The 12,352-nt window shown below is 66.8% G+C and carries 11 protein-coding genes; 7 read left to right on the top strand and 4 right to left on the bottom strand.

Annotated features, from left to right (window positions below; all coding sequences use genetic code 11):
* Positions 1-8: 8 nt before the first annotated feature.
* From DMP03_RS01245 to DMP03_RS01230, 4 genes are read left to right on the top strand one after another with little or no spacing between them, the layout of a single operon-like run.
* Entirely contained in the window at positions 9-467 is a 459-nt protein-coding gene (locus DMP03_RS01245) for a CopG family ribbon-helix-helix protein (protein WP_152118921.1), read from the top strand.
* 36 nt (positions 468-503) lie between these two features.
* Positions 504-1,787, top strand: coding sequence for a UDP-glucose 6-dehydrogenase AglM (gene aglM, locus DMP03_RS01240; protein WP_152118920.1), 1,284 nt, complete (start codon positions 504-506; stop codon positions 1,785-1,787).
* A complete protein-coding gene (gene wecB, locus DMP03_RS01235; protein ID WP_197739274.1) occupies positions 1,784-2,875 on the top strand; it encodes a non-hydrolyzing UDP-N-acetylglucosamine 2-epimerase in 1,092 nt (363 codons plus the stop codon). Before aglM ends, wecB begins: the two co-directional genes overlap by 4 nt.
* Positions 2,872-4,074, top strand: a complete 1,203-nt coding sequence (locus tag DMP03_RS01230) for a glycosyltransferase family 4 protein (RefSeq protein ID WP_152118918.1) — start codon at positions 2,872-2,874, stop codon at positions 4,072-4,074. Before wecB ends, DMP03_RS01230 begins: the two co-directional genes overlap by 4 nt.
* Here DMP03_RS01230 and DMP03_RS01225 read toward each other — a convergent pair.
* Both DMP03_RS01225 and DMP03_RS01220 read right to left on the bottom strand, forming a co-directional pair.
* Complete coding sequence (locus DMP03_RS01225) at positions 4,061-5,803, bottom strand: methyltransferase domain-containing protein (RefSeq protein WP_152118917.1); 1,743 nt, start codon at positions 5,801-5,803, stop codon at positions 4,061-4,063. The two genes, DMP03_RS01230 and DMP03_RS01225, sit on opposite strands and share 14 nt — an antisense overlap.
* 275 nt (positions 5,804-6,078) lie before the next feature.
* Complete coding sequence (locus DMP03_RS01220; RefSeq protein WP_172967037.1) at positions 6,079-7,716, bottom strand: asparagine synthase C-terminal domain-containing protein; 1,638 nt, start codon at positions 7,714-7,716, stop codon at positions 6,079-6,081.
* Between the two features lie 80 nt (positions 7,717-7,796).
* On the opposite strand from DMP03_RS01220, the gene DMP03_RS01215 reads away from it, so the two are divergent.
* Genes DMP03_RS01215 through DMP03_RS01210 form a run of 3 tightly spaced genes read left to right on the top strand, consistent with a single transcriptional unit; the run spans position 7,797 to position 9,904 of the window.
* Complete coding sequence (locus DMP03_RS01215) at positions 7,797-8,378, top strand: glycosyltransferase family 2 protein (RefSeq protein WP_235908434.1); 582 nt, start codon at positions 7,797-7,799, stop codon at positions 8,376-8,378.
* Entirely contained in the window at positions 8,378-8,689 is a 312-nt protein-coding gene (locus DMP03_RS14535; RefSeq protein WP_235908424.1) for a hypothetical protein, read from the top strand. Before DMP03_RS01215 ends, DMP03_RS14535 begins: the two co-directional genes overlap by 1 nt.
* Before the next feature lie 51 nt (positions 8,690-8,740).
* Positions 8,741-9,904 carry a glycosyltransferase family 4 protein gene (locus DMP03_RS01210; protein WP_152118915.1) on the top strand — a complete coding sequence of 388 codons (1,164 nt, stop codon included), beginning with the start codon at positions 8,741-8,743 and terminating at the stop codon, positions 9,902-9,904.
* Here the strand turns inward: DMP03_RS01210 and DMP03_RS01205 are convergent.
* Positions 9,897-11,342, bottom strand: coding sequence for a lipopolysaccharide biosynthesis protein (locus DMP03_RS01205; protein ID WP_172967036.1), 1,446 nt, complete (start codon positions 11,340-11,342; stop codon positions 9,897-9,899). The two genes, DMP03_RS01210 and DMP03_RS01205, sit on opposite strands and share 8 nt — an antisense overlap.
* Positions 11,335-12,345: a hypothetical protein gene (locus DMP03_RS01200; protein WP_152118913.1), complete on the bottom strand. Its 1,011-nt coding sequence runs from the start codon at positions 12,343-12,345 to the stop codon at positions 11,335-11,337. Before DMP03_RS01200 ends, DMP03_RS01205 begins: the two co-directional genes overlap by 8 nt.
* Positions 12,346-12,352: the final 7 nt, after the last annotated feature.

Here is a 12,352-nt window from a genome sequence, read left to right as displayed (position 1 = left end):
TTCACAACATGACAGTCGTCAGCGTGTCGATGCCGGAGTCGCTGTTGAACCGCTTGGACGAGTTCGCCGACGAGCACGGCTACACGGGCCGGAGCGAGGTCGTCCGGGAGGCCTCGCGGAATCTGCTCGGCGAGTTCGAGGACAAACGGCTGGAGGACCGCCGGCTCATCGGCGTCATCACCGTGCTGTTCAACTACGAAACCTCGGCGGCCGAACAGCGCATGATGCAGTTGCGCCACGAACACGAGGGGCTGGTCACCTCGAACGTCCACAACCACGTCGGCGACCACTACTGCATGGAGCTGTTCATCGTCGAGGGGCGGCTGGACGAGATCTCCACGTTCGTCGGGAAGATTCGCGCGACGAAAGACACCCTCTCGGTCGATTACTCCGTCATCCCGGTCGACGACTTCGACGGAGCCTTGGACGGACACAGTCACGGGCACAGTCACGGCGAGGACGAGTAGCGAACCGCTGAAGTCCGGGGGTAGCAAAGCGCACGTATGCACGTCAGCGTCATCGGCTCCGGCTACGTCGGCGCGACTCTCACCGGCTGTCTGGCCGCGCTCGGCCACGAAGTGACGGCCATCGATATCGACGAATCGGTCGTCGCGAGCATCGAAGCCGGCGAGCCACCGATGGCCGAACCCAGGCTCGGTGAGCTGTACGATGAGAACGCCGACCGGATTTCCGCGACCACCGACTACGCCGCCGTCCGCGAGACGGACTGCTCGTTCATCACCGTCCAGACCCCCGCCCGCGAGGACGGCAGCATCGACCCGTCGGTCGTCCTCGCCGCTGCCGAATCGCTCGGCGAGGCACTCGCACAGAAGGAGACGTTCCACACCGTCGCCGTCAAATCCACCGCCATCCCTGGGATGGTCGAAGAGGAGGTCGTCCCGCGCATCGAGCAGGCCGCGGGTCCGGAAGGCGAGACCTTCGCGACGGCGGTCAACCCCGAGTTTCAGGCACAGGGCAGCGCCGTGGACGACTTCATGCACCCCGACAAGGTCGTCATCGGCACCGACGACGACCGCGCGCTCGACGCCCTCCGGGCGGTGTATGCACCCCTCCCGGACGAGCCGCCGGTCGTGGAGACGGGTCGCCGAGAGGCCGCGATGATGAAGTACGCCAACAACGTCTTTCTCGCCGCGAAAGTCTCGCTCATCAACGAACTCGGCAACATCTGCAAGGAGTACGGCGTCGACTCCTACGAGGTGGCCGAGGCGATGGGACTGGACGACCGCATCGGGGCGCAGTTCCTCCGGTCGGGGGTGGGATGGGGGGGTAGCTGCTTTCCCAAGGACACCGACGCGCTCCGGGCCGCCGCCCGGGACCGCGACTACGAACCCGAACTGCTCGACGCGGTCGTCGGAGTCAACGAGACGCAACCGCGTCGCCTGCTCGAACTCCTCGACCGGCACGTCGACGTGGCCGGCGAACGCGTCGCCGTGCTCGGACTCGCGTTCAAGCCCGACACCGACGACATCCGCGGCTCGCGCGCGAAGCCGGTCATCGCCGGGCTACAGGAACGAGGGGCCGAGGTGGCGGCGTACGACCCCTCGGACGCGAGCGAGACGATGGCGCGTGCGTACCCAGACGTTGAGTACACCGACAGCGCGAGCGACGCACTTTCGGGAGCCGTCGGCGCGCTCGTCGTCACCGACTGGCCCGCGTTCGGTGCCCTCGATGGCGAGTTCGACGCGATGGCGCGACAGGTCGTCGTGGACGGTCGGCGCATCATCGAGGCCCGCGAGGGGATGACCTACGAGGGATTGACGTGGTGACGGTGCTCGCCGTCGTCGGGACGCGACCCGAACTCGTGAAGATGGCTCCCGTGCTCCGCGCGCTCGATTCACAGCCGGCGACGGAGCCGCGACTGCTCCACACCGGCCAACACTACGACGCGGAGCTCAGCGGCGAGTTCTTCGACGTGCTCGGGCTGCCCGAACCGGCGGTGAATCTCGACGTTGGCAGCACCGGCGGCGCACAACAGACCGCCGACGGGCTCGTCGGTATCGACGCCGATATCGCCCAACGGGAGCCGGCAGCCGTGCTCACGCTCGGGGACACGAACGCCGTCCTCGCGGCGACGCTGGCCGGGGCGAAACGCGACACGCTCGTCGGCCACATCGAGGCCGGCCTGCGAAGCTACGACCGAACCATGCCCGAAGAAGTGAACCGCGTCGTCGCCGACCACCTCTCGGAGCTGCTGTTTGCCCCGACCGAGAGCGCCGTCGCCAACCTCGCCGGCGAGGGCATCGAGGTGGGCGTCACGCAGACCGGAAACACGGTCGTGGACGCGTGTCTCGACCACGCGCCCGTCGCGCGCGAGCAGTCCGACGCGCGCTCGCGGTTCGGCGTCGAGTCGGACGGGTACGCGCTCGCGACGATACATCGGCCGCACAACACCGAGGCTCCCGACCGGCTGCGGGCGATTCTCGGCGCACTCGACGGCGCGCCGATACCGGTCGTCCTCCCCGCCCACCCGCGCACGGAGACCACAATCGAGGCGCTCGGAGTCGAGCCGGACGGCTCGCTCCGGCTCGCGGAGCCGCAGGGGTATCTCGACTTCCTCGCCTTACTCGACGGGGCACATGTCGTCGTCACCGACTCCGGCGGGGTACAGGAGGAGGCGTCCGTCCTCGAAACCCCGTGTCTCACGGTACGGCCGAACACCGAGCGCCCGGAGACGGTCGAGGCCGGCGTGAACGAACTGGTCGAGCCGTCGAATCTCGCAACGCGACTCCGGGCGCTGGCGACCGACGCCGACGCGCGGGCCGCGATGACCGGCCATCCGGACCTCTACGGCGACGGACAGGCGGGCGAGCGTATCGTCGACGCGTTGGTCGAGACGCTGGAGGTGGACGGATGAAGGTCGGGATGCTCCTGCGAGGGAGCTACCCGGAGGATATCCGCGTCCGGAAGGAGGCGGCAGCACTCCGGGAAGCCGGCCACGAGGTGTATCTGCTCTGTCTCGCAGGCGAGGGGACCGAGCCGGCGGCCGTCGACGGCGTCGCAATCGAGCGCATCGACTGGGACGGCTACAGCGTGGCGACCCGCGCGGTGAACCGCGCGAGCTACCTGTTCGGCTCGTTCGACGCCATCTGGTTCCGGCGCGCGCGACGGTTTGCGTCGGTCCACGATATCGACGTGCTCCACGTCCACGACCTCCCGCTGGTCCGGACAGGGCTGCGGGTCGCCCGCTCGCTCGGTGACGTGTCCGTCGTCGCCGACCTCCACGAGAACTATCCGGCGGCGATGGCACAGTACCGCTCCGAGCGGTCGCTGCTCGAGCGACTGCAGGGTCGACTCCTCCGGCCGATTTCGCGCATCGAGCGCGCCGAGCGCGAGGCCGTCGGGCAGGCGGACGCGCTCGTGACGGTCGTCGAGGAGGCGCGCGACCACTACATCACAGACTGCGACGGCGACCCCGACCGCGTCCACGTCGTCTCGAACACGGTCGACCTCGACCGCATCGATACGATGGACCACACGCCGGGTCCCGATGACGTTCCCGACGGCTTCGTCGTCTCCTACGTCGGCGCGTTCGGGCCACACCGCGGGCTGGAGACGCTGATTCGGGCGCTCTCGGATACGCCGCCGGAGGTGTCGCTCCTGCTCGTCGGTTCCGGAAGCGCGGAGTCGGACCGTCGCCTTCGGGAGTTGGCCGAGTCGGAGGGTGTGGCTGACCGGGTCACGTTCACCGGGTGGGTCGACTTCGCAGACGTGCCCCGCTACATCGCGGCGAGCGACCTCGCGACGGTGCCACACCGCGAGACCGGCCACACCGCGACGACGGTGCCGCACAAGCTGTTTCAGTACATGGCGCTCGAAACGCCGGTGCTCGTCACGGACGTCGGCCCGCTCGGGCGTATCGTCCGCGAGACGGAGTCGGGGGTCGTGGTTCCGCCGGAGAATCCGACCGCGACCGCCGCGCGAATCTCGGAGTTGGTCGGAGAAGACCTCACCCACTACGGCGAGTCGGGTCGCCGCGCCGTCGAGGGGGAGTACGGTTGGGCGCGCGACGCCGAGCGACTGCGCCGGGTGTACGACGACCTCACCACGCGGTGAGTTCGGTGAGCGCGAACAGATACGCGCCGATTTCGTAGGCCCCCTTGAACTGCTCGCGGGGGGCATCGAGCCGGCCGTCGGTGGTGAGATGGCGGGCCGGCACGCCGAGTCCCGTCAGGTCGGTCAGGTCCCGCCCAAGGTCGTTGGTCCCGTGGAGCCACGCCATCGCGCGCTCGACCGGTCGGTCGAGGTTACGGTCACCGCCAGCCCGTCGGTAGTGGGCCGCCGCGATGGCGAAGAAGGACTGATGACAGGCGAACAGCAGCTTCCACTGGGGGTACTCACCGCGCCCGAGGGCGACGCTCAGCTCTTCGATGCGCCCGGGTTCGAGCCACAGGAGCGCGCCGTCATCACGGAGCCGCGTGTCGAGCGTGTAGTCGAGAACGGCCGTGGCGTTCTCCAGATAGCCGTCGCCGGCGGCTACCTCGATAGCGCGACACAGCCCCCAGAGCACGTACATCTGGTTCTGGTGGCGGTCGGTCGTCGGGTTGTCGAACGCGAACAGTCCCGTCTCGGGGTCCTGTCGGGCGGCGACGGCCTGTGCGCCCTCGCGGAGGGCGGTGGTCACCTCGATTGGGTCCTCGGTCGCGTCGTGAAGATAGCTCCAGCCGTGAAGCAGGAGACCGTCCTCGCTGTGGTCGAACGCGAAGCGGTCGCGCGACCGGGCGAACGCGTCCTCTGCGATCGAGAGCGTGTCGAAACCGGCCATCGAGAGGAGCGCAAACGCCCCGGTCAGGGGACCGAGCGCGTAGCTCGGAAGCTCGTCCCCCTCGGTCTCGACGAGCGTCTCGTAGCCGTCGGCGAGCCGGGAGATTCGGTCGTCGTAGCGGTCGTCGCCGAGCGGCGACTGTCGCCAGCGCGCCACCCCGAGCAGGGCGAGCGGGCCGTAGCGGCGCCGCGACCCCTCGCCGGCGCGCCAGCGCATCGCGCTCGTGTCCGTCAGCGAGTAGTCGAGTCGGCCGTGAAAGCGGTCGGTCTCGGGGTCGAAGAAGCCGTGGTCGTCGACCGGGCGGAGCAGGCAGTCGAGCGCGTCATCCAGTCGTGCGCGGTAGCCGGGGGCGGTCGCCCCGGTGACGACGTAGCTGGCGCGGTCACGGGAGCAGGTCTCCGTGCGGCGTTGCGCGTAGTCGGCGACCCGCTGTTCGAGGCCAGTCGGGAGGTTGCCCGCGAGCCACTGCACCTTCTCGGGCGGCTGGTAGATGTACGTCTGGTCGTCAGGGTGGAAATGCGGGGCCAACACGCTCTCGAACTCGTCGGGGGTCCGGTAGGTGAGTTCGTAGCGACCGCCGGCGTGATATGGAGATTCGGGCGTCGGAGCGGTGACGGCGAAGGTCCCCGCGCGCGTGAGGACGCGGCTCACCTCGCGGGCGAGAGCGTCGGCGTCGAGGAACCGCCAATCGAGCGGGCCGACACAAACCGCGGCGTCGAACCGCGCCCGCCCGAACGGGAGCGTCGGTGACTCGGGCGTCGTCGACGCGAAGTTCTCGATCCCATTGAGGGCGTCTCGCGCGCGGGCGCTGGCTTCGGGCGAGAAATCGAGGCGGGTGACGGTCGCGTCGTCGGGGAGCGCGCGAGTGACCCCGGTCTCGGAGGCGATGTCGAGGACGTGGGTCGGCGAACCGAGGGCATCGAGGGCGGCGCGTCGCTCGGCGTCGCGGAGATACTGCACGAGCGGGCCGGCGGGGGGTTGGGCCACCCACTCGGAGAGCAGGCGCGTCCGGTCGTCCATACCCGTTTCACCGGGAGTCGCACAATCAGCCTTCCGGCTGGCGGTCGAAAGCCATTCGCCGACGGAGGGTGAACCCCGAGTATGGCTCCGCTCGTCTCCGTCGTCATCCCGACACACTACCGCAACGGGCGACTCGCCGACGCCATCGAGAGCGTTCGGGCACTTCGAGACGATAATATGGAGAGATAGAACAGATAGCCATCGGAGCTGATCGTTTTGTTTCCAGCGCAAGAGTACTGCAATGTCGTGTATTCGATACTTTTCACGCACGCCGTTCACTCAGGGAAAATCGACAGTGACGGAGGAACGCGGTCAGCTTCGATTCGGTCCAACAACAGGAGTGCGTGAAAATACACTGATGGCGGCACGCTACGGTCTGAGAGGCGGTCAACGACATCGTCGAACGTTTTGCTATCGACCATTCCGAGCGTCGGGTCCGAGTAGTAGGACCGACCCGGTGACGCGAGTCGGTCACGAATCGCACGCGCAAGTTGACCGACGACCGGCGTCGTTCCAATCACCTGTTCGAGATGTGTCCGCATTCGACTCTTTCCTGACGAGAACGTCTCCTCGGGGGCAGACAGCGAGGACGTTCTCGTGTAGTATCGTTCGGTGTATCGGTCGTGGAAACGCTTGTTCCGTCGATGTTCGAGCGGGACCGACTGCCAGAATTCCATGATACTGGTATCCCACAACGGAAACCACCAGTCGAATCCAGCGTGCTCATACGCCGGGGTCGAACGGATGCGCTTTGCCTGTCGCTCCCGCCAGTCCCACCGTTCGTACGCACTCGCAGCTACTTCTACTGGGACACGCTCCGTGCCGTCCTCGAACGGCGCGTCTGGAACGGTCGCCAGCACGCGCTCACCGAGCGAGGCTTGATATCGGTCACGATTCCACACCCACGTGCCGTAGTTGTGGGCAAGGAGTTCATCAACGAACTGCGACCGCGAGACGCTTCCACGAAACGACGTTGGGAGGTGTTCGCCAGTCGTCTGTGGGCCGTCTCCAGTGACGACAACCGTCTCCCGTGGGATATCTCCGCGTCTTCGAAGCAGTTCCATCGCGAACGCCAACGATGGGTTGGGTACCGAAGCAATCCACCCCGAAGCACAGTCAAACGCCGGTCTGGCGAGAGAGCGATACCACGCCCGGAACGTCTCGTGATCGAAATCGACGAACGACCAGGGCAGTTCGAGATCGGCGGCGACACGTTCGGCTACCTCGCGCTCGGTGTGTGCCCCACCGTAAGTGAATGCGACGACGGGGTCGTATTCGCGGCGAGCGAGCTCAGTTGCGACGAGCCGTGAGTCGTGTCCACCGGATAACGACACTGCGATTGGTCGTCCATCGGCGTATTCGATGAGTCGGTTGAATGCAGTCTCTATCGCCTGTTCGTACCGGGCTGTGAGGTTGTCGCTGCTGGTGTTCTCGTGTGTGTACTTGACGTGTTCAACGTAGCGCGTATCGTCACCTTCGATGACAAGTTGTGTTCCCGGAGGGATAGCGACGATGTCGGGAACAAGAGTTTCGTCTCTAGAGACCCGCCCAGTCAGCAGGTACTCACCGGCCGCGAGAGGGTCATCTCCGGGGTCGCCGGCGACCGAATGGCAAGCGGTATCCACGTCGTCGGTCACGAGGGGACCCTCTGCAGACGTAGGGTTAGCAACGTAGTAGAGCGGGTGGCTCCGTAGTCGGTCAACGGTGACGACGGTCGGTTCTCCCTCGTGGATGACAGCCCAGAACCCGCCAACGTCCGCTAGTGTCTCGGATAGTTCTCCCCCATCATCGGGGAGACAACTGGCGAGTGCCGCGTCGGCGTACCCCTCGCCGTCAACGAAACCGTACCCTGCAGCGAGCGTCTCCCCGTCGCGCGCGAACGGGCCGTGAAGTTCGACTGTTGGGATAGACATACCAGACTGAGCCGCTGACACCACCTCAGTGTACTGGTCCCACCCGAAAGACATTCACGCTCAGAGCGACCAAAGCGACCGTGTCGCCGCTCGTCTCTGTCGTCGTTCCGACACACTACCGGAACGACAGATTGGAAACCGCTATCGACAGCGTACTCGACCAGACACACGAGGAGGTCGAATTGATCGTCGTCGATGACTCCGGTGAGTCACACGCACGCCCAGTCGTTGACAGCTACGCTACAAACGAGCTGACGTACATTTCATTGTCGGAGAATCGAGGAGGTAATATGGCACGGAACGCTGGAATCGAACGAGCGAACGGAGCGTTCGTTGCCCTGCTTGACGACGACGATTGGTTTCACGAGACTCGACTGGAGAGAGGTGTCGCACAACTCCAAGAGGCGGACGTAGGGGTGAGCTACTGTGGCCGAGTGTTCGAGAACGGTAGAACGCTGTGTCCGCGACCGGGTCGGACGGGGGTGGTCCTTGATAGAGCGTTAGCGTTCGATATAGCACCGTGCGTCACCTCAACGATGCTGATGAGTTCGACGGTGTTAGATAACGTCACTCCACTCGCTGATCGACCAGGGGGAGATGATCTTGGATTAATGATAGAACTTGCGTGTCGGACTCGTTTTACTGCGTCAATGAACCGTTAGTGGAGCGGGCCGTTGAGACAGATGCTCGGAGCCGGTCACCTGGTGTCATTCGGGGCCGGCGCGACATCATCGACGAGTACGCCGCCCTCTACGAGGAGTATCCGGCGGCGCGCAAACGGGCGGTCGCGGACACAGCGCGCAAGGCCGGTGAGCAGTTTCTTCAAGCGGGCGAACGCCGTGCCGCCATCGGTGAGTTCTGGCGCGCCTTTCGAACCCGGCCGACGCCCGCGCGGGCCGTCCCGCTCGCGTCGGCGCTCGGCGGGTGGCGGAGCTATCGCGCGAGTAAGCACCTGTCCGTTCGCCTGCCGTAGCCGAACGGCACCGAGCACAACTGACTTTTCCTGTCGCCGCGTTCGCCGGATATGCACGTCTGCGTCGTCTTCGGTCTCACGCTCGTACCCCCCGGCGGCGCGGAACGGCTCTGTATCGAGGAAGCGACCCACTTCGCCGGCGACCACGATGTGACGGTGTTCGCCCCGGAGTACGACGCCGGCTACGTGGCGGAGACGCTGCCCGACTCGGTTGAGACGGTCGAATACGGCCGCCCGCACAAGGGATGGCGCGGCGTTCGCCGGCTTCGTCCCCTGCTTTCCGAGCGCGACCCCGACCTCGTTCTCTCCCACTACGCCACCGAGGAAGTGAGCGTCTGTTGTGGTCTCGACGGGACGCCGTATGCACCTCACGTCCACGGCTCCGTGCTGTGGTTTGCCGACGACCCGCGGCTCGTCCCACACGTCGACACGCCGGTCTACGAACGGCTCGTTTCGGAGGTGCCGGGCCACCGGACGTTCCACGACCCGCCGGACCTCTCGGCGCGACAACGACTGTGGGCGACGATTGGCGAGCGCGTTCGCGGGCGCGGGCTCCGGAAGGCGGCGGCCGTCTTCACCGGTTCACAGCGTGTCGCCCGCGAACTCGACGGGCTGTACGACGCCGACAGCACCGTCGTCCGGCCGGGTATCGACGCGGCGTGGCTGGATGGTCACGACCCCCGAGCGCTCTCCAATCACGAGCACGACCTGCTGTCGGTGAGCAGACTCGACCCGCGCAAGCGCATCGAGACCCAGATTCGCGCCGTCGCTCAGCTCACGGAGCGTGGCTACGACGCGGGACTCACCGTCTGTGGCACCGGCCCGGACGAGGAACGCCTGCGCGAGGCGGTCGCCGACGCCGGCATCGAGCGTCGGGTGACGTTCGCCGGCTACGTCGACGACGCCGACCTGCCGGGCTACTACGCCGGCGCGGACGTGTTTGGCTGCTCGGCGTGGATGTCCTACGGGCTGTCGCCGCTGGAGGCGTACGGCGTCGGGACGCCCGTCGTGCTCGCGACGGACACCTACGCGAAGGAACTACTCGCCGCGGAGCCGGCCGTCTCGGTCGCTGACCCCGACCCCGGATCGTGGGCCGACGCTGTCGCCGCGCGACTCGACAGCGACGAGACGCCGAACCGGGATGTTGTCCCGACGTGGACCGATTTCTGTCAGGAGAAGGAGCGCCGGCTCACGGAGCAGGGGCTGCTCAGGTGAGCGCGTCGAGCAGTTCCCGAACCGGGTCGAGGGTGTCGAGCCGGGTCACGTCGAGTACGAGGATGGCCACGCCGTAGACGACGACGCCGACCCCGATACTCCCGAGCAGTCCGAGCAGCGTCGTCGGGAGGGCTGTGACCGTCGGCGCGACAGCGGCAGCCATCAACAGCGTCGCGAGTGCCGGTCCGGCGACCGGCGTTAGGAGCGAGACAATCGAGGTATCGAGCAGCCGCGCGACGAGCAGGATGCGGACCGGCGCGACGACGAAGGCGGTGACGGTGACGGCGGCCGCGGTGCCGACGACGCCGTATTCGAGGGTGGCGGGTACGGCGGTCACGGCGAGGACGACCATCGAGAGCGTCTGTGTCTTCGTCGAGAGGTCCGGGCGGTCGAGCGCCTGCCAGAGCGAGCCAGCGGTGGCCGCGACGGCGTGGCCGACGGCCGCGAGCGCGATAATCTGGAGCGGGCGAATCGTCGGCTCCCACCCCGGCCCGAGCACGACCGGGACGAACACCGGCGCGACAAGTGCGGTGCCGGCGGCGGCAGGGAAGACGGCTGTCACGGCGACCCCGAGGGTCCGCCGGTAGCCGACCAGCAGGGCGTGGGCGTCGTCCTTCACCTGTGCGTAGGTCGGGAACGCCACCTCGCTGACGACGCCCGTGAGTTCCGACTGGGGAGCCTGTCCGAACTGGAACGCGCTCCGGTAGTAGGCGAGCCCGGCGCTCCCGACGACGGCCCCGACGAGTGCGTCGTCTCCCTCGCGGTAAATCCACGAGACGATGGAACTGCCGGTGAGCCACTTGCCGTAGTCGAACAGCGTGCGCATCTGTTCGATATCGAACGAGGGAAACGGGCTGTGGTCGGTGAGGAGATGCGAGACGACGGTATGAACCGCCGCGCCGGCGATGACTCCGGCCACGAGTGCGTCGACGGACCGGAATCGGTAGGCAAGTCCAATCGAGACGGCCGCGTTCGCGAGCACGCCGGAGACTCGAAACAGCGAGCGCCGCCGGAAGTTCAGCTCCTTCTCGAAGACGACGGTCGCGGGGTTCTCCACCGTGTCGATGAGCGGGATGATGGCGATGAGCCGGACGAGTCGGACGACCGACTCGTCACCGAAGACGGCGGCCGGGATCGGCGCGGCAACGTAGAGGAGGCTGGCAAGGACGAGCGAGCGAACGATTTGGAGGCTGAAGGCGGCGTCGAGTTGGCGGTCGATGTCGCCGTCCTGTGCGATGATGGCGGCGTCGATACCCAGATTTGAGAACTGCTTGACGACCGAGAGGGTGATGATACCGAACGTGAACAGCCCGATTTGGCTCGGGACGAGCAGGCGGGCGATGGCGACGTACCGGACCAGTTCGAGCCCGCGGACGAGCGCGGTCTCGCCGGCCGCCCACAGCCCGCCGCGGGCGGCCCGCCCTTCGAGGTCAGGCATACCCGAGCGCGGAGAGTCGGTCGGAGAGTTCATTATTGTCGCGGGCGGTGCGGTCGATTGGTGGGTCGGCCGTCGTCTCCCGTCTCGGCGCGTCGGGATTGGTGACCAGCCACGGCACGTCGACCAGTTCGGGCGTCTGGTACTCCTGCGGGTGGCCCCAGACGGTTTCGGCGAACGGGGTCGCGCGCTCACCGAGCATGTTGCCGTGGTCACTGGTCACGACGGTTCGGCCGTCAAGCGCATCAAGCAGGCCGTGGACAGCAGGGAGCGCGAGTTTGAGGTTCTCGCGGTAGGCCCGCCACAGCGTCTCGACGGGAAGTTCCCCCTCCTCAACCTGCCGGCCCCACGCGCGCCACGCCCGGACCTCCGTCTTGGTCTCGCCGTCGGTGACGAACTGTCGGAGGCGCATCTCGGGGTCAAGCAGCCCGCGTTCGCGGGCGAATCGGCTAACAAACGGGTGGTGTGGCTGCATGAAGTGGACGAGCAGCCGCTTGTCGGGATATTCGTCTGCGGCCCACGCGGCTGCGGCGGCGACAGTGTACGGCATCGTGGTGCCGTCCTCGACGAACGCACCCTCGGTCAGGTCGATAACGTCGTGGAACGTCTCCGAGAGGTCCGCGCCGACCCACTCGGTCGCGCGATACATCGGATTCGCCGTCACGTAGACGGTGTCGTGGGCGTCGCGGTTGGCGAAGTGACGGCTGAGCCACTCGGCGGTCGCAGATCCCTTGGAGTGGCGCTGTTCGAGTTCGCCCGGTAGGTCATGCGTGGACGCAAAGAGGTCATACCGGCAGGCGTCGAGGATGACGAGATTGTCCCACTCGGCCTCGTAGTGGTCGAAGGCGTCGCGACGCCGGATATCCATCAGCCCGCGGAACGCAGCGTCACGGAGTCGACGGCGGAGCCACGGATATGCGTTCGTCACCCACCAGCGTGGATTTAGCCCGTTGGCACGCACCTTGCGGGCGATGATCCGGTGGAGTGGGTCGGCGTCGTCGCTCATACCCCCG

Source organism: Halosegnis rubeus (assembly GCF_009184545.1).
GTDB classification, from domain to species: Archaea; Halobacteriota; Halobacteria; order Halobacteriales; family Haloarculaceae; genus Halosegnis; species Halosegnis rubeus.
The sequence above is the reverse complement of the archived record's forward strand: the minus strand, read 5'-3'. Positions and strand labels throughout refer to the sequence as shown.